The sequence below is a fragment of the Streptomyces sp. NPDC003027 genome, assembly GCF_053591435.1.
In genome coordinates this window covers 57882-76719 of sequence record NZ_JBSFTU010000018.1, presented here as the reverse complement: position 1 = coordinate 76719, position 18838 = coordinate 57882, and the positions used below count along the sequence as shown (strand labels likewise).

Sequence of the window (18838 nt, the reverse complement as noted above, 5' to 3'; positions counted from 1 at the left end):
CGCGGTGCCGTGCGGATCCCGGGCCCGGACCGAGCAGAGAGCCCCCGGTATGCACCTCGACCCCTTGGCGGTCCTCACCGCCTTCGGGCTGATCTTCCTCGCCGAGCTTCCCGACAAGACGATGTTCGCGTCCCTCGCCATGGGCACGCGGATGCGTCCGCTGTACGTCTGGTTCGGCACGTCCACGGCGTTCGTCGTGCACGTCGCCATCGCCGTCGGCGCCGGCAGCCTGATCGGCCTGCTGCCCGACTGGATCGTCCGGCTGATCTCGGCCCTGCTCTTCGCGTTCGGCGCCTTCATGCTGCTGCGCGGCGGGGACGACGGAGGGGAGGACGAGGCGGGCGGCAGGACCGTGACCGGCTTCTGGCCCGTCTGGTCCACCGCGTTCACGGCCGTGTTCATCAGCGAGTGGGGTGATCTCACCCAGATCACCACGGCCAACCTCGCCGCCACCGACGGCACCTGGTCCACCGCGATCGGGTCCGCCGCGGCCCTGATGAGCGTCTCGGCCCTCGCCCTGGTCGCGGGCCGTTTCATCGCCAAGCGCGTCCCGCTGAAAACGGTGCAGCGGATCGGCGGCCTGTGCATGGCGGCCCTGGCGATCTGGTCCCTCACCGAGGTCTTCGTCGGCTGACACCCGGACGGCGGGGATGCGCCCGCCCCCGGCCGCGCGGGATGCGCCGGGGCGGGTGCAGTCCGTGTCGCCGACGACGGCGTCCACCCTGGGGAGGGGGGCGACCTCGTCGAGACAGATCCGCTGCGCCACCGCGTACCGGCCACGGTGGAGGGACTCCGCGTCGGAGCCGGCCCAGTCCTCGCGCAGGACCCCACGCCCGCCCGCTGAAGCGCCATGGGGCGAACCTGTCGACCCGCCCCCGCGCCCGACCCGAGCGGAGACGCCCCCGCCCTTGTTGAAGCAATGAATCACTGCTTCACTTCTTCCATGCCCTACCGACGCACGCCCGCCGTCCAGGCCCGCCTCGACGCCCAGCGCGCCACGGTCGTGGACGCGGCCATCGGGCTGCTCGCCGAGCACGGCTACGCCGGCTGCACCATGGCCGCCGTGGCGGCGCGGGCGGGGATCGCCACCGGCAGCGTCTACCGCCACTTCGCCGGCAAGGCGGAGCTGGCCGTCGAAGTGTTCCGGACGGTGGTCTCGCGCGAGGTCGCCGCGGTGTCCGAGGCGGCCGGCCGGCCCGGGCACGCGGACGCCGCCGAGCGGGTCGTCGCCGTCATCGAGACGTTCGCGAACCGCGCGCTGAAGTCGCCGCGCCTGGCGTACGCGCTGCTCGCCGAGCCTGTGGACCCGGCGGTGGACGCCGAACGACTGGTCTTCCGGCGGGCGTTCCGCGACGTGTTCGCCGAGCGGATCGCCGAGGGCGTGCGCTCCGGCCACCTCCCGCCCCAGGACGCCGCGTTGACGGCCTCGGCGCTCGTGGGAGCGGGCGCGGAGGCGCTCGTCGGCCCGCTGGCGGCGGGCACGGTCGGGCCGGACACCGTACCCGCCCTGGTCACCTTCACCCTGCGAGCCCTGGGAGTTCCCGATGCCGACCACGCATGAGGTCACCAACCAAGTCCCGCCGCTCACCGGTTACGACGTGTCGGCCGACCCGGCCCTGCTGGAGGGGATGCGCCGGGAGGGTGCCGGCTGGGCCGAGGCGGAGGTGCGCGAGCTGGGTGTGCTGGCCGGTGGTGAACAGGCCCAGGAGTGGGGCCGGTCGGCCGAGCGGAACTCTCCCGTGCTGCACACGCACGACCGCTACGGCCACCGTGTCGACGAGGTGGAGTTCCACCCGTACTGGCACGAGCTGATGACGGTGGCCGTGCGGCACGGGCTGCACGGGGCGCCCTGGCGCGACGAACGCCCCGGGGCCCATGTGGCGCGTGCGGCGAAGGTGTTCGTCTGGGGGCAGGCCGACCCCGGCCATCTGTGCCCGGTGTCGATGACGTACGCGGCGGTGCCCGCCCTGCGGGCGCAGCCCGATCTGGCCGCGGTGTACGAGCCCCTCCTCACCTCTCCCTTCTACGACTTCGGGCTGCGCGAGCCGACCTCGAAGCGCGGGATCATCGCCGGGATGTCGATGACCGAGAAGCAGGGCGGCTCGGACGTCCGGGCGAACACGACACGTGCCGTACCGGCGGGCGAGGACGGCTGGTACGCGCTGACCGGTCACAAGTGGTTCACCTCGGCGCCGATGTCGGACGTGTTCCTCACCCTGGCGCAGGCCCCCGGCGGTCTGTCGTGCTTCCTCGTGCCGCGCGTCCTGCCGGACGGCTCGCGCAACGCGATCCGGCTCCAGCGGCTCAAGGACAAGCTGGGCAACCGTTCCAACGCGTCGTCCGAGATCGAGTACGAGGGCGCTCTCGGCCGTCTCGTGGGCGAGGAGGGCCGGGGCGTGGCCACCATCATCCGGATGGTGAACATGACCCGTCTGGACTGCGCGATCAGTTCGGCCTCGGGCATGCGCCAGGGGCTGGTGCAGGCCGTCCACCACGCCACGTACCGCCGGGCGTTCGGGGCGCGCCTGGTCGACCAGCCGCTGATGACCAACGTCCTCGCCGACCTGGCCGTGGAGGCGGAGGCGGCGACGATCGCGGGGCTGCGGCTGGCGGGCGCCGTGGACCGGGCGGCGGCGGGTGACGCGGACGAGGAGCTGCTGCGCCGGATCGGCCTCGCGGTGACCAAGTACTGGGTGTGCAAGCGGGCTCCGGCGCACGCGGCCGAGGCCCTGGAGTGCCTGGGCGGCAACGGTTACGTGGAGGACTCGGGGCTCCCCCGGCTCTACCGCGAGTCGCCGCTGCCGTCGATCTGGGAGGGCTCCGGCAACGTCGCCGCGCTCGACGTGCTGCGGGCGATGGGGCGGCAGCCGCACGCCGTCGAGGCGTTCTTCGCCGAGGTCGACCGGGCGGCCGGCGCCGACCGTCGGCTGGACGCGGCCACGGCCCGGCTGCGCAAGGAGCTGGCCGACCTCGGCGACCCGGCCGCCCTCCAGTACCGCGCGCGCCGTCTCGTCGAGCACATGGCGCTGGTCCTGCAGGGCTCGCTGCTCGTCCGCCACGGTCACCCGGCGGTGGCGGACGCGTTCTGCGCCTCGCGCCTGGACGGCGACTGGGGCGTCGCCTTCGGCACGCTGCCCCCCGGCCTGGACACGGCGGCGATCATCGAGCGCGGTACGCCCGCGGCGGCCGGCCCGTGATGCCTCCGGGCGTCGGCCGGTGCCCCGCTTCCCTCCACCGGCCGTGGTCCTTCCCGTTCCGGCGGGCGACGGGGCGGTGGACGACACCTTGGAGGGACGGCCGTGCAGCGAGTGGTCGGGGACCGGCCGCACGCCGACGACGACACCGTGGTCACGGGCGTCCGGCTGCACGCTCGGGTGGCGTAGGACCCTCTCGCCGGAACCCTGACCGTCGGTGAGCGGGGTGCCCCGGCCGCTCGCGACCCTGCCCCGGTTGTTTCGAGTTGCGTTCCCCGGGACAGGCGCAAGGCTGGGAGGCAGAACCCGCGTACCCGCAGGGAGAAACGATGCACGATCTCGCAGCCCTGGCCGACGAGCATCTCGCCAACGCGCGCGACGACGCGCACGGCAGGAGCGCCCAGCTGCTGGTCCATGACGGAGTGCTCCGGCAGAGTGTCATCGCCCTGACGTCGGGGACGGTGCTCGACGAGCACAACGCGCCACCCGCCGCGAGCCTGCAGGTGCTGCGCGGGCGGGTGAAGGTGACGGCGGCCGACCGTTCGGAGGAACTGTCGGCGGGCGAGCTGCAGATGATCCCCAAGGAGCGGCACGGCCTCGCCGCCCTGGAGGACGCGGTCGTCCTGCTGACCGCCGTCAACGACTAGTCGCGCCGTCAGGGGTCGGCGCAGCGGGCCCCTCAACGCCACGGGAAGACGCGCGGTGGTGTTCCCGCGTCGGTCATTCGGCCTCGACGGCGCTCACACGGTCTCGTTCAGATCCCGCGCGTAGTACTCGATGGCCCGCCGGTACCGCCGTACGTGCGCGTCGTCGCTGGTCGCCGCGACCAGGTTGAGCAGCAGCCGCGTGGACTCGTGGTGCTCGCCCGTGTTGAACAGCGCCATCGCCAGGAAGGTGCGCAGTGCGCCGTCGTCGGGGAACTCCTCGGTCCCGCGGCGGAGCGTGTCGACGGCCTGTCCGTAGCGGCCGAGGACGCGGTACGTGCTCCCGAGGCCCAGGAGCGCCCCGCGGCGGTCCTCGGCCGACAGGGCGCCCGTGCCGGTGGTGGCGAGCGCGCGTTCGTAGAACGGGACCGCTTCGGCCTCCAGGCCGAGGACGTCGTGGGCCCAGGCGGCCTGGTAGGCCACCTCGGCGTCGTCGGGGTACCGCGCGGCAAGCTCCACCAGCCGGATCCTCGCCTCCTCCTGACCGCCCTGCTCCCGCAGCCGTATCGCCTCCGCCAGCAGGTCGTCCCGTACGTCGCTCACATCGTCGCTCACGTCGTCGCTCATGGCGTCATCGTCGCAGGCGGCCCGGGGCCGTGGCGCGGCGGATGCCAGATGACGGGGAACCATAGCGCCGCCCGCCGGTTGTGGCGGCCGGGACCATAGGAGCCCGGTCCGGCGTGCCCCTACCCTCCCGGCCATCACCCCGTCCGTACGAGCCGCCCGGGAGACTCCATGCGACCACCGTCCCGCTCCGTCCGCCGGTCGGCGGCGCTGCTGCTGTTCGCCGTTGCCGCCGCCCTCCTCCCCGCCACGACGCCCGCCGCCTCCGCCGCGTCCACCGCTCCCGCACCCGTGCCCGGCCAGCTGCGGCCGTACAACGTCGATGCCGTCTACACCTCGGGGGTGTCGTCCGGCGGCTACATGGCCACGCAGCTCCACGTGGCGTACTCGGGTACGTTCAGCGGCTCGGCGGCCTTCGCCTCGGGCCCGTACGGCTGCGCCCGGAATTCGCTCTCCACCGCCCTCAACGCCTGCATGAACACCACGCAGGACCTCCAGCTCGGGAATCTGGAGCAGACCACCCGGGACTGGTCGGCGCGGGGGCTCGTCGACCCGGTGGCCCAGCTGGCGGGCGACCCGGTGTACGTCTTCAGCGGCTCGAACGACTCCACGGTGAAGCGGCCGGTGGCCGACGCGCTGGCGGACTACTACGGCCGGTTCGGCGCGCGGGTCCGGTACGACCGCTCCACGGCGGCCGGGCACGCCTGGATCAGCCCCCTCGGCCCCAACTCCTGTACGGTCACGCAGAGTCCGTGGATCAATCATTGCGGGATCGACGCGCAGCGGGACCTCCTCGGCCATCTGCTGGGCTCCGTCGAGGCTCCGAGCGCCTCCCCCGGCGGTGCGCTGATCCAGTTCGACCAGAACGCCTATGCCCCCGGTGGCACGGCGGCGGCGCACTCCCTCGACGACCGGGGCTTCCTGTACGTGCCCACGTCCTGCTCGGCCGGCGCCGCCTGCACCCTCATGGTGGCCCTGCACGGCTGCAAGCAGGGGTACGGACACCAGGGCTTCGGGACGCGGTTCGTCGACAAGGCGTACCTCAACGAGTACGCCGACACCAACGACATGATCGTGCTCTACCCGCAGGCCGCCGCGACGGCCACGCTGGAGAACCCCAACGGCTGCTGGAACTGGTGGGGTTATCTCGGTGACTCCGCCTACGCGCGGCACGGCGGCAAGCAGATCGAGACGGTCATGGCGATGGTCCGGGCGCTGGGCGGCGGCTCCACGCCGCAGCCGGAGACCGGTCGCGTCACCCTGGAGAGCGTGGACGCCGAGGACGGCTATGTGAAGGCGGCGACGGACGGTTCGGGGGCGGCGGTGGGCACGCTGGAGGACAGTCACGGTCTCGCGCTCGGCCGGGGCACCGACGGCCGGGTGAACCGGGCGCTGCTGTCCTTCGACACCTCGCGGATCCCGGCGGGCAAGGAGATCGTGCGGGCCCGTCTGACCGTGCGTCGCGGCAGCGGTTCCGGCGATCCATGGGCTTCGCCGACGGGCAACCGGCTCCTCGTGGACGTCCGCGCGGGCTGCTTCGGGGCATGCCCGGTCGAGGCGTCGGACTGGTCGGCGGCGGCCACGGTGGAGGGCGGGGCCCAGATCGGTGCCTTCTCGTCGGGGAGCGCCACGTCGACGGAGCTCTCGGCGGCGGCCCTCGCCGCCTTCGACCGGAACGGGACCACCCAGGTGCGGCTGCGTTTCGAGTCGGCGCCCGACTCCACGGCGTATCTCTTCATCGGCAGGGACGCTCCGGCGGCGCTGACGGTGGAGTACCGGTAGGCCGCCAGGCGGACCGGGGGAGGCGTCGGGCGCTTGCGCCGAGGGCTCAGTGGGGGCTCAGTGGGGGGACTTCGTCCATTCCAGCGTCACCCGCAGGTTGGCGCTGGTGCTGCCCTTCACGATGATCGCGGTCAGCCCTCCGGGCTCGACGCCGAGCTGGCAGCCGAACTCCACGGTCGCCCGGTCGGGCGCCGCCGCCCGCAGGGCGTCGCTGAGCTGCCCCGCGAAGGAGGACAAGGCGCGGGTGACCCCGGAAAGGTCGGCCACGTGATCGGCGAGCCCTTCGAGCTCCACGTCGGGGCCGACGCGCTCCGTCTCCACGTAGAGGACACCGTCCGCGACCTCGACCTTGGTGACGTCCGGCATCACACGACTCCTCCGGGGCGGGGTTGCGGGCAGGACGCCAGTATCGCCGGGCGGCGCCGCACGCGCGTCCGTGGCGGGCATACGGCGTAGCGGCGGGGGAACGGGCGGGCCGGCCCTTCGGGGGACGGCCTCCGCCGCCCGATCTCCGGAGGAGGCGCCATGGCGCGTGACGCGGCGTACCGCCGGGTTCAGCGTGGCGGCTCCGGCAGCTCCTCGCCCGTCTCCAGAAGGCTCTTGAGGCTGGAGAGCAGGGCCGGCCACCCCTCGGCGATCAGGTCGCGGATCATGCCGTCGGGCTCCAGGTCGTCGTGCACGACGGTCAGCTTGACGATGTCCCCGGCCGGTTCGATCGCGAAGGTCACCTTCGAACGGCGCTCCTTGGCCAGCTTCACGTACATCTCGTCGCCGATCCCGACCGCCTCGGCCCACTCCGGCGTGAAGGTGTGCCAGGTGTACGACAGGAGCCGGCCGGGCTCGGCCGCGAGGACGGTCTGCTCGGGGTCGGCGGTCTTGCGGCCTCCCTCGTCCCAGACCATCGGCGACCCGGCGGTCCACTCCGTGTCGAAAGCCACGCCCCAGTACCGGCGCGTGAAGGACGGGTCGGTCAGGGCCTGCCAGAGCTCGTCGGGGGTGGTGCGGATATAGGTGGTGTAGACGAAGGCGTTGGTGTCCATCGGGTTGTGCTCCCCTCGCTGACGTCGGGTCGGCGAGCGCGGCGGGGTGGACGCGCTCGTGGGCGTACTGCTCTAACGAAGCCCGGCCCCGGCGGGTCGCAGCGCCGCCGTCACCAGCCCCTCGACCTCCTCCTTCGTCACCGTCCCGCCCCCGACCACACGGTCGAGCACGAGCCCGTCCACGCAGACGAGCAGCGTGAGCGTCCGGCCCTCCGGGTCCTCGACGCCCTCGGCGGCGAGGAAGCGGCGGACCGCGTCGCGTGCGGGATTCTCCCGTGGTACCAGGATTTCGCGGAGCTCCGGGTCGCGCACGCTCTCGACCGCGCAGGTGTAGCGGGCGAGCGAACGACGCCGGCCCTCACCGGCCAGGCGGGCCACGGCGAGGGCCGTGAGGCCGTCGGCGAGTTCGGCGGCCGAGCGGAACGCCGGGGTTCGCCGTACCGCCGCCGTCAGCTCCGCCTGGTCGAGTTCGACCAGGCGGCGGACGAGAGCGGACAGCAGCGCCGAGCGGGTGCGGTAGTAGGCGGAGGTCGTTCCGGTCGGAAGCCCTGCGGCGGCATCCACCGCCCGGTGGGTCAGCCCGCGCATGCCGGCGTCGGCGAGGACGCCGAGCGCGGCGTCGGCGAGCAGGGTGCGTCGGTCGGTGGCGGGCCGGTCGGGGGTATGGCGAGGCGAAGTCACCCCCTCTTTCTACACCTGTAGAAGCACGGCGCTACTCTTCTACAGCTGTAGAAGCGGAGAAGAGGAGCAGGGGACCATGGGGAACACCGCTGTCGTCGTCGGTGCCGGCATCGGGGGGCTCGCCGCCGCCATCGGGCTCCGCCGCGTCGGCTGGGAGGTGCGGGTCGTGGAGCGGGCGCCGGTCCTCGGGGACGCGGGTGCCGGGATCTCCCTGGCCGCCAACGGCGTCCGGGCCCTCGACTCCCTCGGCGTCGGCGCCGCCGTGCGGGCCGCCGCCCGTGGGCAGTACACCGGAGGCACCCGGACCCCGGGCGGTTCCTGGCTCGCCCGGATGGACGGCGCCGCCCTCGAACGCGCCCTCGGCACGCCCATCGTCGGTATCCCGCGTGCCACGCTGCACCGCCTGCTGCGCGCCGCGCTGCCGCCCGGTGTCCTGACCGTCGGCGCCGAGGTGACCGGCCTGGACCGTTCGAGTCCGGACCGGGTACGCGTGCTGCTGAACGGCGGACCCGACGGAACCGGCGCTTCCATGGACGCCGACCTGGTCGTCGCCGCCGACGGTGTCCACAGCCGTGTCCGGGGTCTGCTCCTGCCTTCCCACCCGGGCCCGGTCCACAGCGGCTCGACGGTGTTCCGGGCGATCACCGACCGCCCGCTGGACCTCCGTACGGACTTCGAGATCACCTGGGGACGCGGGGCGGAGTTCGGGCACATCGCGTTCGCCGACGGCCGGGCCGAGTGGCACGCGGTGCTCAACGCTCCGGCCGGCGTACGGTACGCCGATCCGCTCACCGAGCTCCGCGGGCGTTTCGCGGGCTGGCACGAGCCCGTCGCCCGGCTCCTGGCCGCGACCCGGCCGGACGCCGTTCTCCACCACGACGTCCACGAACTCGCCACCCCGCTGCCGTCCTTCGTCGCCGGCCGCGTCGCTCTGCTCGGCGACGCGGCGCACGCCATGACGCCGAACCTCGGCCAAGGCGCGTGCCAGGCTCTGGAGGACGCCGTCGTCCTCGCCGCCGCCCTGGCGGACGCCGCCGACACCGGCACGGCGCTGGCCACCTACGACGCCCAGCGCCGCCCCCGTACCACTACCGTCGCCATGGCGGCCCGCCGAGCCGGCCGGATGGGGCACCGGCTCAGCAGCCCGCCGGCCGTGGCGCTGCGCAACGCGGTTCTGCGGGCGGCCCCTTCGGGCATGACGGTCAGGATGATCCTGCGTCACGCCGACTGGACCGCGCCCCGCCTGCCGACCGGGGAGGCCAGGGAGGGGCGGGACACCGGTTGAATAGGTGTGGATCACGCTGTTCGACGCGCTGCTAGCGTGTCCGGATGTCCCTCAAGCACGCCGTTCTCGCCGCTCTCCTGGAGGGCGAGGCATCCGGATACGACCTGGCCAAGCTCTTCGACGTGTCCGTCGCCAACTTCTGGGCGGCGACCCCGCAGCAGCTCTACCGGGAGCTGGACCGGCTCTCCGAGGCCGGTCTGATCGCCGCCCGCGTCGTGCAGCAGGAGCGCCGCCCCAACAAGCGGATGTTCACGCTCACCGATGCCGGCCGGGAGGATCTCGTCGCCTACACGGCCACGGCCCCCCGCCCCACGGCCATCCGCGACGAGTTGATGGTGCAGGTGCAGGCGTGCGACGAAGGGGACACGGACGCCGTCCGTGGTTTCGTCGAGGAGCGGATGGAGTGGGCACGGGGCAAGCTCGCGCGGTACGACAAGGCGCGGGAGTGGCTGCTGGCGGGCCGGGACGAGGAGACGTACCTGCGTGAGGCCGAGCGGATCGGTCCGTACCTCACGCTGATGCGGGGCCGTTCCTTCGAGGAGGAGAACCTTCGCTGGGGCGAGCGCGTGCTGGCGATCCTGGATCAGCGGCGGTCCGTACGGCAGGGGTAAGGTCACCGGTCGGCGACCGGAGCGACCGGTGTCGGACAAGGGGTGGGCCTGATGAACGTCGGTGACATGGTGGAGGACTTCACTCTTCCGGACGAGACGGGGGCGCCCCGTTCGCTGACCGGGCTGCTCACCGACGGCCCCGTCGTCCTCTTCTTCTATCCCGCCGCGTTCACGCCGGGCTGTACGGCCGAGGCCTGCCACTTCCGCGATCTGGCGGGCGAGTTCCGGGCCGTCGGGGCCCGGCCTGTCGGGATCAGCGCCGACCCGGCCGAGCGGCAGCAGGAGTTCGCCGACCGCCACTCGCTCGGGTTTCCGCTGCTGTCCGACCCGGACGGCGCGATACGCGACCGGTTCGGGGTGACGCGCGGCTTCTCGCTCGCACCGACCAAGCGGGTCACGTTCGTGATCGGCGAGGACCGCCGGATCATCGAGGTCGTCCGCAGTGAGCTGCGGATGAGCGCACACGCGGACCGCGCGCTGGCGGCGCTCCGGGCACGCACGTCCTGAAGCACCGCTCCCCCGAACGCGGCCCGTCCCGCTCGCACGCGGGGTGGGCCGCGGACGGCCCGCTCCGCCTGACCCGCACACGGGAGCGGAGCGGGCCGTCCGGGTGCCGGGTTCAGCAGCTCATCGCCCAGGTGTGGGAGTCACCCCGGTCGTTGGCGGCGCCCTGGTAGCCGACCTCCTGGCCGGGGGCCAGGCAGATCGTCATGGCGCCGCCCTGCCAGGCGTTCTCGTAGACGCGGACGTGGTCCTTGACGCCGGGGCCGGAGATGCCGTGGTTGGCCCAGGAGGAGTCGGTGTCGGCGATCCAGCTCTCCCACCAGCCGTCGTCACCGCTCCAGTTGGCCCGCTGGCCCCCGAAGTCGGCCTCCTGCCAGACGCAGAAGTGGCCGCTCGGACAGTCGGCCGCCTGCGCAGGGGTCGTCATGGCCAGTCCGCCGGCGAGGGCGAGGAGAGCCGCCGCGGCGGTGGTGAGGAGTCGCTTCATGAAGCATCGTCGCCTTTCTGTGCAGTGGTGCGGGCGGAGAGCTCGACCGCCCGCTGCAGTGCGCGGGTGCGCAGCTGCCGGTAGGTGGTGAGCTGCTCCCGGCGCAGGGCGCGCACCTTCGCCAGCTCGGCGGGTTCCAGCCGGGCGCGCACGTCAGCGAGACCGCTCTCGCGTTCGCACCGGGCGGCGACGGCGGGGTCGGGGCGTTCCGGGCGGGGGAGGCCGGGCGGGGCGGCGCACCGGGTCCAGCGGTCCAGGGCCGCGCGGTGAACGGGGTCGGTCTTCATACGGGCCTGGGCTTCGGTGCGCAGGTTGCCGACGATCACCTGGGCGCGGAACCAGCGCGCCTGGTCGCCGTAGAGGGTGCCGCGAGCCGTGGCGAGGCAGCCGTCGCTGTGGGCGGTGACGGTCTGACCGGTGGCGAGGGTGACGGACAGCTCTCTGGGGCCGGCACCGAAGAGAGCCGCCTGGAGGCGGCTGTCGGCGGCGGGTGTGCGGGACCGGGTCGTCGCCGGGGTGAGGCCCTGGGCATGGAGGCAGTGCTCCACGAGGGTGCGCTCCGCGGTTCGGAGGAGGGCGTCCTGCGCCTGGGGTTCCGTGGGGAGCGAGGGCTCGGCGGCGACGGTGGTGCAGCCCGCGAGGAGAAGCGCCGCGGCGGTGCTCGCGAGCATGGTGCGGGCATGCCCGGACCTGTGGAACATGAACGGTCCCCCCTGAGAAATGCCTGGTCAGCAGGGTTCGACAGCGTGGCCGTCACACCCCGTGACGATCATTGCCCGGGGTGGGCCGGGGTCATGCGGAGGTCACCCGAAGGGGTCGAGAGCGCCGGAGTGCGCGCCGTTCGGGGGCGTTGTGAGCGCCTGCGGAGCGAGGCGCGGGGAAGGCCGGAGGCGCTCGCGTGGACGCGGGCGGACACGACGAAGCCCCGGTTGGACGGGGGATTCCAACCGGGGCCGATCGCCGTGATCAGCGAAGGGCGGTCACCTCAGAGGGGGGGCCTGGGGACCGGGCCCCTTCGCACTCACATATTGATGAACGATAAACCACGGCCCCTTGTTCCACCTCATCCGGGATGACCGGTGTGAGGCGTATCACCCCGTTTTAACCCGCTGTCTCGTCTCGTCTACGGACGGTAGACGGTACCCGGCTCGGCCTTGCCCGGCGCCAGGAGCTGGGGCACGGTCACGAACGTGAAGCCGCGCCTCTTCAGTTCGTCGATGATCCCCGGCACGGCCGGAACCGTCCCGTCGTAGATGTCGTGCAGCAGGATGATGCCGTCACCCTCGGCGCCGTCGACCGTGCGCTGGTGTATGAGCGCCGAATCGGTGGTGGCGTAGTCCTTGGCCGTGACGCTCCACAGGATCTGCGCGAGCCCCAGTTCGCGGCTCACCTCGGAGACCATGTCGTCGGTACGGCCCTGCGGCGGCCGCATCAGGGTGGGCTTGCGGCCGGTGATCCGCTGTATCGCCTCCTGGGTACGGGACAGCTCGTCGCGGACCTGGTCGGCCTCCAGGTCGGTCAGTATGCGGTGGGTCCAGGTGTGGTTGGCGACCTCGTGCCCCTCGTCCGCGATCCGCTTGACGACCTCGGGATACCGGTCGATGTGCTTCTTGCCGAGCAGGAAGAAGGTGGCGGGGACCTTCTTCTCCTTGAGTACGTCGAGCAGGCGGGGGGTGTCCTTGCCGGGCCCGGCGTCGAAGGTCAGCGCGATGCACTTCGCCTTGCCGCAGTCGACCGCGCCGGCCGCCCCGGCGCCCCCCTTGTCGTCCGAGTCGGCGACCTCGCCCCGGGCCTCGCCCGGGGTCACCGCGTCGACCCCGCAGCCGCCGAGCGTGAGAATCAGCGAGGCCGCCGCGAGAATCGCGACGGCCGGCCCCCGGCGCCTGCCCGGCTTGGTTCGGAACATGCTGCAACCCACTTCCCCATGTCATCCGCTTCGGTCAGCCACTCCGCCTGGTCAGGGCGGTGTCGCATGGCTCGCCGAGCACTCTACACAGGGTGTATACACGGCATGCATAGGGGGGTGCGCCTGGGCCTGGTCATGAGATACGAGGTGGGCACACGATGCCCCGGGCGGCGCCCGTCCGCTCCGCCCGGGGTGCGCGGCCGCCGACCGGGACGGCCGGCGAGTCAGAAGCTCGGCGGGTCAAGGGGCCGGCAGGTCGACGAGCCGGCAGGTCGACGAGCCGGCAGGTCGACGAGCCGGCAGGTCAGGGCCAGCAGGTCGTGGGGCCGTCGGCCCGACAGGTCAGCGGGAGGCCAGGAGCAGGCGGGCCTCTGTCTCCTGGTCGCCGGAGACGGACTGCAGCGACTGGATGTCGAAGCTGGCGGCGAGGGTCTTCTCCACCTCGTCGACCGCGTGGTAGCCGCCGGTCAGCACCGCTCCGACCATCGCGCTCAACGGAACGGGACGCACGTCCTCCCGCCGTCCGCCGGCCGTGTCGAACGTGGCCATCCAGACCGTGGGGGTCGGGGCGGTGGACGCCGCGGGCCCGGGCATCGTCATGTCCTCGAGTTCGTAGACGCTGTCGAGGACGTCGAAGACGGCCTGGGCGTCCTCACGGTTGCAGTCGCTCAGCTGCACGGTGACGTCGGTGTCGATGTGCATGTCGTACACGTCGCTCATCTCCTCACGCCCCGGGCGGGCGCCCGTCCTGCCACGCTTCCAGCATCCCTCGCGCCCGGGCTTCCCGCGAGGCCCGCCCCACGGGACGGATCGCCGGGGCGCGCTGACGCGGGAAGACGACGAAGATCGCCATCGATCCCACGGCGAGCTGTTCGGACGATTGAGAGTCGCTACGGGCGGTTATTCGCAACGAAGGGGTGAAAACGGGAGGTTACGTGACCAACCGTGACGAATTGGGTTCGCAGGGCGACGGTGGTCTCATAAGAGGACGTCACGAAACGCCGGAGGAACGCGCTGACCGGCGCTGGGGCGAACTCATGCAGGAGATCAGGGTCGCCCAGACAGGCGTCCAGATCCTCTTCGGTTTCCTGCTGACCGTCGTCTTCACCCCCCGCTTCCCGGAGCTCACGGTCCTCGACCGGACGATCTACATCATCACCGTGTCACTGGGCGCGGCGGCGACCGGCGCACTCATCGGGCCGGTCTCGTTCCACCGGTTGGTGGCGGGGCGTCGGATCAAGCCGCAGGCCGTGGAGTGGGCTTCGCGGCTCACCTTCATCGGGCTCGTCCTGCTGCTCGCGACGTTGGCGTCGGCGCTGCTGCTGATTTTGAGGGTGGCGACGGACGACGACTACGGTCCGTGGCTGGTGGTCGGTCTGGTCGCGTGGTACCTGCTGTGCTGGTACGTGCTGCCGCTATGGGTCCGCCATCGGTACACCAACAGCTCCCGCGGCTCCGGCAACAGCTCCTCCCGCCGCTCGGGCTCGCGTTCCGCTTCCGACTCGGGCTCGGGCCCGGGAGACGCCGGGAGCGGGGGCCGCGGCCCGCGCGGCGGCTGACGTCCTGATCAGTCGGCCGAGGCGGTGCCGGTGACCTGCTCGATCGTGTCGGCCTGGGAGGCGGGCTTGTCGGGCCGGTGACGGAGGACCCGGGCGAAGCGCAGAGTGACTCCGGCCGGATAGCGCGTGGAGCGCTGAAGGCCGTCGTAGGCGATCTCGACGACCAGTTCAGGCCGGACCCGTACGGTGAAACCGTCGTCCTCCACGGCCAGTTCACGCAGTATCTCCGTCTGCCGGCGCAGCATCTCGTCCGTGAGGCCCTTGAAGGTCTTGCCGAGCATCACGAACGTGGCATCGGCGGCCCTGGCTCCGAGGTGAAGGTTGGAGAGCAGTCCGGTGCGGCGCCCGTGCCCCCATTCCGCGGCGAGGACGACGAGGTCGAGGGTGTGAACGGGCTTGACCTTCAGCCAGGTACGGCCCCGGCGGCCGGCCACGTACGGCGCGTCGAGGGCTTTGACCAGGACTCCCTCGTGCCCCCGGGCCAGGGTGTCGGTGAAGAAGGCCTCGGCCGCCTCCACCTGGTCGGCCGAGGCGGGGTCCTCGACGACGGTACGGCGGACCCGCAGGGGCTCGGGCAGCAGACGGGCGAGGACCGTGTGGCGTTCGCGGCCGGGCCGGTCGATGAGGACCTCACCGTCCGCGGCGAGAACGTCGAAGAAGACGGGCGACACGGGCAGCGCGGCGCGGGCGGTGGCCACGTCGAGGCGGGAGCCGACCCGGGAGGCGATGTCCTGGAAGGGCATGGGCCGCCCGGTGGCCCGGTCGAGCGCGATGACCTCGCCGTCCAGGATGAAGGAGTCGGCGGACGTCTGGTGGGCGACGGCGACGACTTCGGGCAGCCGGGCGGTGATGTCGTCCAGGGAGCGGGTGAAGACCCGCACCTCGTCGCCCTCGCGGTGCACCTGGACACGGATGCCGTCGAGTTTCTCCTCGACCACGCAGGGGCCCAGGGCGGCGACTGCCTCGGTGACGGACGCGGCGGTGTGGGCGAGCATCGGCTGGACCGGGCTGCCGACGCGCAGGGCGAAGGCCTCCAGGGCGGCGGGGCCGTCGGAGAGCACCGCCCGCGCGACGCGGGGCAGCGATCCTTCCAGCATCACGGCGCGGCGGAGGTCGGCCGACGGTACGCTCGCGGCCCGCGCGACGCCCTCGAGCGCGATGGCGTCGAGGGCGCCCTGGCGCACCTCCCCCGACAGCAGCCGCAGCAGGAACTCCTGCTCGGAAAGGGTGGCGGCGGCCATCAGCTCATGGACGAGCGCTGCCCGCCGGGTCTGGGACCCGGCCCCCGAGACGGCGGCGAGAGCGGTCATGGTGGCATCGGTGCCGGCGAGGGTGAGGGTGGGGCTCTCGGCGGGCGGTACGGCGGGTGGGATCGCGGTCTTCAACACGCTCCAGCCCACTCCGATGCGGCCCTGTGGGAGCCGCCCGGAGAGATAGGCGATGACGAGCGGGCTCTCCTCGGGCGCGGCATCGGAGAACAGCTCGGCCAGAACCGCGATCTTGCCCGAACGGGCGGAGGTCGCGGCGACCTGGCGGGAGGCGTCGGCGAGTCGTGCCAGCAGCATGCGGTCATCGTGCCCGCGCAACCCCGCCATCGCACCTCGACCTCCGAGACTCGCGGCCCTCGACCTCCGTAACTCATCGCGCCCCGACCTCCGAACCCGGACACCCGGCCTGCCATCCGCCTTCCCGTCACCCGCCGCCCCCGCTCAACCGCGGACCGTGCGGTCGAGGGCCGGGCGGGCGGCGCCTTCCCCCGGCCGGGGCGGTGGCGCGGTGGGGGGACCGCTCAGGCGGGCCGTCTTCCGACGGAGCAGGCGGTCCAGGAGTCCCCGCCCGGTCCGGCGGCCTGGCGCTCGGGCCGGCGCCACCGGACCTGGTGGACGGTCGGCGGCCGAGAACGCCGAGACCGGCCCCGTCGCCCGGTCGGGACGAGGGGCGGGACGGTCCTCGCGGGCCTCGTCGAGCGCCAGGGCCAGGCTCATCCGGTGCCAGAGGATCTCGTCCGGGTCGTCCGCCAGGAGCATCCGGTCCATGATCTCCCGGGCGGCGGCGGATTCCGTGCGGCCGGACGGCGGCTCCGGGCGCAGCCGGTCGAGATACGCGCGCTCGTAGGGGTCGTCGACGACCTCGGCCAGCTGGACCGGATCGAGGAGCGAGGCGATCGCCGCCGCCCGCACCCAGGGGTCCTCGGTCGCTCTCAGCAGCAGGCCCAGCCGCCTGGCCCGCCAGTTGCGAGGCCGGCAGTCCTCCCCCGCGTCGATCAGGTCCCGGACGTTCCGCGGCAGCCTGCCGGTCAGCAGGGACGGGTGCGCCAGGGCGAACTCGCCCAGCTCTCCGGCGAGATAGAGCCACACCACCGCGCGGTAGCGGTTCAGGTAGAACCGCGCGGGGCTGAAGTGCCCTGTCCTCGCCAGCTTGGTGAAGCGGTCCGGCGTCACCGAGAGCAGCTCGGCGGCCTCTGTCGTACCGATCGCGCGGACCCGCTCGCGCAGGCCGTCCGGGAAGTCCGGCGCGGCCCGCAGCCGGTCGATCTCCCGCCGGTCCACCCTGCGCCGGCCGGCCGCTGAGCCCGTGGCGCCTCGTGTTCCCGGTCCTCCGGCTCCGGCCGTCGCGCCGGGCGCGGAGCCCGGCACCGTGCGGACCAGGCCCATCTGCACGGCGAGCCGGAACTCCTCGCGCCTCAGCTCAAGCTCCTGCGCGGCCCGCCCCAGCGCCAGCGTGCGCGCGCCTTCCTCCACCGTCATGACGATCTCCCCCGTGAGTGACGAATACTCTCGGTGACGACCGTAGCCGGTGGAGAGCCCGCCCGCCGTGGCCTGTGGACAACTCGGTCCGAGGCCACGCCTCCAGCGGTCAACGGCCCCCGCCGACCGTGTCAGAGTTCGGCGACGCCCGCCCTGCCCGGCTGCCGCGCCGCCACGCCGAGATGCTCGCCGACCCGGTTCACCAGCAGCGTCATCTCGTAGGCGACCAGGCCGACATCGGCCTCGGCGGCGCTCAGGACGCACAGGCAGCTGCCCTCCCCCGCCGCCGTCACGAAGAGCAGTGCGTCGTCGAACTCCACCATCGTCTGCCGCGCCCGGCCGGCCCGGAAATGGCGGCCCGAGCCCCTGGCCAGGCTGTGCAGGCCGGAGGAGACCGCGGCCAGGTGCTCCGCGTCCTCCCGCTTCAGGCCGCTGCTCGCTCCGGTCACCAGCCCGTCGTTCGACAGGACCAGCGCGTGCCGTATGTACCCGACCCGCTTGGTCAAGTCGTCCAGGAGCCAGTCCAGTCCCTTGTCCAGCGCCATCTTCGGTCCTCCCCCTGTGTGTTGCGTCCCCGTCGACCCGTAGTCCCCGTGGTCCGCGTGTCGCGCGCAAGCCTTACGCACTGCCGTGGACAGGGCAAGCACCCCGGGAGGCCGTGCGTGCCGCGGGACGGACCGATCCCCGGGCGCGGAAGCGGGTCCGCCTCCAGGGCCGTCGGGGCTACCCGACGGAGTCCAGGAGGCGGGCGGTGTGCGCTCTTCCCGCGTACTCCACCAGTCGGATCAGCACCTCCTTCCCGGAGTCGCGGTCCCGCGCGTCGCACAGCACCACCGGCGTGCCGCGTTCCAGGTCCAGCGCCCGCGAGACCTCGTGGGCTCCGTAGTCGCGGGCGCCCGCGAAGCAGTTGACCGCGACCACGAAGGGGATCTCGCGGTGCTCGAAGTAGTCCACGGCGGGGAAACAGTCCTCCAGGCGCCGCGTGTCGGCGAGGACGACGGCGCCGAGCGCGCCCTGGGACAGGTCGTCCCAGAGGAACCAGAACCTGTCCTGCCCCGGTGTTCCGAAGAGGTACAGGGACAGCCCGTGGCGGATCGTGATGCGGCCGAAGTCCATGGCGACGGTCGTGGTGGTCTTCTGGCCGACACCGTCCGTGTCGTCCACCGACTCCCCGGCGCGGCTGAGCCCTTCCTCCGTACGCAGTGGGCGGATCTCGCTGACGGCGCCCACCAGCGTGGTCTTGCCGACCCCGAATCCGCCGGCGACCAGGATCTTCAACGCGAGCGCCGTGGTGTCCACGCCGCCATCCTCACCGGTGCTCTCAGAGCGCTCGTAGTCCATTGATGACTTCCCTCAGGATCCGTTCGTCGGGGAGCTGTGCGGGCGGTACGGGCCTGCTGACCTTGACGAAGCCCGCTTCGAGGAGGTCGCCGAGGAGGACGCGGACCACGCCTACGGGCAGGTCGGCGTCGGCGGCGAGTTCCGCCACCGACTGGGTCTCGGCCCGGCACAGGGAGAGCAGGGCCCGGTGTTCGGGTCCGAGGAGCGCCTCCTCGGACCGGTCGGGCGGGTCGCCGTCGACGGCGACGAGGGCGATCAGGTCGAACCGGACGTCGCTGGGACCGGGTCTGGTCCGGCCGCCCGTCATCGCGTACGGCCGGACCAGCGGCCCGGCCGCGGCGTCGTACCACTGACTGCCCGGCACGGCCGGACCGCCGTCGCGATCGATGCCGAGACCGGTGCCGAGACGGGTGCTGTCCTCGTTCATCAGTCT

The 18838-nt window shown here is 72.8% G+C and carries 22 protein-coding genes; 9 read left to right on the top strand and 13 right to left on the bottom strand.

Features of this window, described 5'->3' with window-relative positions; all coding sequences use genetic code 11:
- Positions 1-49: 49 nt before the first annotated feature.
- The 4 genes from ACWDX6_RS15505 (at position 50) to ACWDX6_RS15490 (ending at position 3841) form a co-directional block, all read left to right on the top strand.
- A complete protein-coding gene (locus ACWDX6_RS15505; protein WP_451485460.1) occupies positions 50-634 on the top strand; it encodes a TMEM165/GDT1 family protein in 585 nt (194 codons plus the stop codon).
- Positions 635-943: 309 nt separating this feature from the next.
- Positions 944-1561, top strand: coding sequence for a TetR/AcrR family transcriptional regulator (locus tag ACWDX6_RS15500; protein ID WP_451485459.1), 618 nt, complete (start codon positions 944-946; stop codon positions 1559-1561).
- Positions 1545-3197 (top strand): acyl-CoA dehydrogenase family protein, encoded by a 1653-nt coding sequence (locus ACWDX6_RS15495; RefSeq protein ID WP_451485458.1) that lies wholly within the window; start codon positions 1545-1547, stop codon positions 3195-3197. The genes ACWDX6_RS15500 and ACWDX6_RS15495 overlap by 17 nt, the downstream gene beginning before the upstream one ends.
- A gap of 326 nt (positions 3198-3523) precedes the next feature.
- Positions 3524-3841: a cupin gene (locus ACWDX6_RS15490; protein WP_451485457.1), complete on the top strand. Its 318-nt coding sequence runs from the start codon at positions 3524-3526 to the stop codon at positions 3839-3841.
- A gap of 93 nt (positions 3842-3934) precedes the next feature.
- On the opposite strand, the gene ACWDX6_RS15485 is transcribed toward ACWDX6_RS15490, so the two are convergent.
- Positions 3935-4465, bottom strand: a complete 531-nt coding sequence (locus ACWDX6_RS15485) for a tetratricopeptide repeat protein (RefSeq protein ID WP_451485456.1) — start codon at positions 4463-4465, stop codon at positions 3935-3937.
- A gap of 168 nt (positions 4466-4633) precedes the next feature.
- Here ACWDX6_RS15485 and ACWDX6_RS15480 point away from each other — a divergent pair, with 168 nt between their 5' ends.
- Entirely contained in the window at positions 4634-6244 is a 1611-nt protein-coding gene (locus ACWDX6_RS15480) for an extracellular catalytic domain type 2 short-chain-length polyhydroxyalkanoate depolymerase (RefSeq protein ID WP_451485455.1), read from the top strand.
- A 57-nt stretch (positions 6245-6301) separates the two neighbouring features.
- Here ACWDX6_RS15480 and ACWDX6_RS15475 read toward each other — a convergent pair whose 3' ends face one another.
- The 3 genes from ACWDX6_RS15475 to ACWDX6_RS15465 all read right to left on the bottom strand — a co-directional run bounded on the left by ACWDX6_RS15475 (position 6302) and on the right by ACWDX6_RS15465 (position 7872).
- Positions 6302-6610 carry a CU044_2847 family protein gene (locus ACWDX6_RS15475; RefSeq protein ID WP_451485454.1) on the bottom strand — a complete coding sequence of 103 codons (309 nt, stop codon included), beginning with the start codon at positions 6608-6610 and terminating at the stop codon, positions 6302-6304.
- A 188-nt stretch (positions 6611-6798) separates the two neighbouring features.
- Positions 6799-7284, bottom strand: a complete 486-nt coding sequence (locus ACWDX6_RS15470; protein WP_451485453.1) for an SRPBCC family protein — start codon at positions 7282-7284, stop codon at positions 6799-6801.
- Between the two features lie 72 nt (positions 7285-7356).
- Positions 7357-7872 (bottom strand): TetR/AcrR family transcriptional regulator, encoded by a 516-nt coding sequence (locus ACWDX6_RS15465; protein ID WP_451485503.1) that lies wholly within the window; start codon positions 7870-7872, stop codon positions 7357-7359.
- A gap of 169 nt (positions 7873-8041) precedes the next feature.
- On the opposite strand from ACWDX6_RS15465, the gene ACWDX6_RS15460 reads away from it, so the two are divergent.
- Genes ACWDX6_RS15460 through ACWDX6_RS15450 form a run of 3 tightly spaced genes read left to right on the top strand, consistent with a single transcriptional unit; the run spans position 8042 to position 10368 of the window.
- The gene (locus tag ACWDX6_RS15460) at positions 8042-9250 is read left to right on the top strand and encodes an FAD-dependent monooxygenase (RefSeq protein ID WP_451485452.1); all 1209 of its coding nucleotides are present in this window, start codon (positions 8042-8044) and stop codon (positions 9248-9250) included.
- Positions 9251-9294: 44 nt separating this feature from the next.
- A complete protein-coding gene (locus ACWDX6_RS15455) occupies positions 9295-9861 on the top strand; it encodes a PadR family transcriptional regulator (RefSeq protein ID WP_451485451.1) in 567 nt (188 codons plus the stop codon).
- A 51-nt stretch (positions 9862-9912) separates the two neighbouring features.
- The gene (locus ACWDX6_RS15450; RefSeq protein ID WP_451485450.1) at positions 9913-10368 is read left to right on the top strand and encodes a peroxiredoxin; all 456 of its coding nucleotides are present in this window, start codon (positions 9913-9915) and stop codon (positions 10366-10368) included.
- A gap of 112 nt (positions 10369-10480) precedes the next feature.
- Here the strand turns inward: ACWDX6_RS15450 and ACWDX6_RS15445 are convergent, their stop codons facing one another.
- From ACWDX6_RS15445 to ACWDX6_RS15430, 4 genes are all read right to left on the bottom strand, one after another.
- Positions 10481-10852 (bottom strand): peptidase inhibitor family I36 protein, encoded by a 372-nt coding sequence (locus ACWDX6_RS15445; protein ID WP_451485449.1) that lies wholly within the window; start codon positions 10850-10852, stop codon positions 10481-10483.
- Positions 10849-11553 carry a hypothetical protein gene (locus tag ACWDX6_RS15440; RefSeq protein WP_451485448.1) on the bottom strand — a complete coding sequence of 235 codons (705 nt, stop codon included), beginning with the start codon at positions 11551-11553 and terminating at the stop codon, positions 10849-10851. Before ACWDX6_RS15440 ends, ACWDX6_RS15445 begins: the two co-directional genes overlap by 4 nt.
- 422 nt (positions 11554-11975) lie before the next feature.
- The gene (locus ACWDX6_RS15435) at positions 11976-12758 is read right to left on the bottom strand and encodes a polysaccharide deacetylase family protein (protein ID WP_451485447.1); all 783 of its coding nucleotides are present in this window, start codon (positions 12756-12758) and stop codon (positions 11976-11978) included.
- A 342-nt stretch (positions 12759-13100) separates the two neighbouring features.
- Positions 13101-13478, bottom strand: a complete 378-nt coding sequence (locus ACWDX6_RS15430; RefSeq protein WP_451485446.1) for a hypothetical protein — start codon at positions 13476-13478, stop codon at positions 13101-13103.
- A 233-nt stretch (positions 13479-13711) separates the two neighbouring features.
- Between ACWDX6_RS15430 and ACWDX6_RS15425 the strand changes: the two genes are divergently transcribed.
- Positions 13712-14317 (top strand): DUF6328 family protein, encoded by a 606-nt coding sequence (locus ACWDX6_RS15425; RefSeq protein ID WP_451485502.1) that lies wholly within the window; start codon positions 13712-13714, stop codon positions 14315-14317.
- An 8-nt stretch (positions 14318-14325) separates the two neighbouring features.
- On the opposite strand, the gene ACWDX6_RS15420 is transcribed toward ACWDX6_RS15425, so the two are convergent.
- The 5 genes from ACWDX6_RS15420 to ACWDX6_RS15400 form a co-directional block, all read right to left on the bottom strand.
- The gene (locus tag ACWDX6_RS15420) at positions 14326-15882 is read right to left on the bottom strand and encodes an ATP-dependent DNA ligase (protein ID WP_451485445.1); all 1557 of its coding nucleotides are present in this window, start codon (positions 15880-15882) and stop codon (positions 14326-14328) included.
- A gap of 144 nt (positions 15883-16026) precedes the next feature.
- The gene (locus ACWDX6_RS15415) at positions 16027-17064 is read right to left on the bottom strand and encodes a DUF6397 family protein (RefSeq protein WP_451485444.1); all 1038 of its coding nucleotides are present in this window, start codon (positions 17062-17064) and stop codon (positions 16027-16029) included.
- A gap of 131 nt (positions 17065-17195) precedes the next feature.
- A complete protein-coding gene (locus ACWDX6_RS15410; RefSeq protein ID WP_451485443.1) occupies positions 17196-17609 on the bottom strand; it encodes a roadblock/LC7 domain-containing protein in 414 nt (137 codons plus the stop codon).
- 178 nt (positions 17610-17787) lie between these two features.
- A complete protein-coding gene (locus tag ACWDX6_RS15405; protein ID WP_451485442.1) occupies positions 17788-18405 on the bottom strand; it encodes a GTP-binding protein in 618 nt (205 codons plus the stop codon).
- Positions 18386-18832 carry a DUF742 domain-containing protein gene (locus ACWDX6_RS15400; RefSeq protein WP_451485441.1) on the bottom strand — a complete coding sequence of 149 codons (447 nt, stop codon included), beginning with the start codon at positions 18830-18832 and terminating at the stop codon, positions 18386-18388. The genes ACWDX6_RS15405 and ACWDX6_RS15400 overlap by 20 nt, the downstream gene beginning before the upstream one ends.
- Positions 18833-18838: the final 6 nt, after the last annotated feature.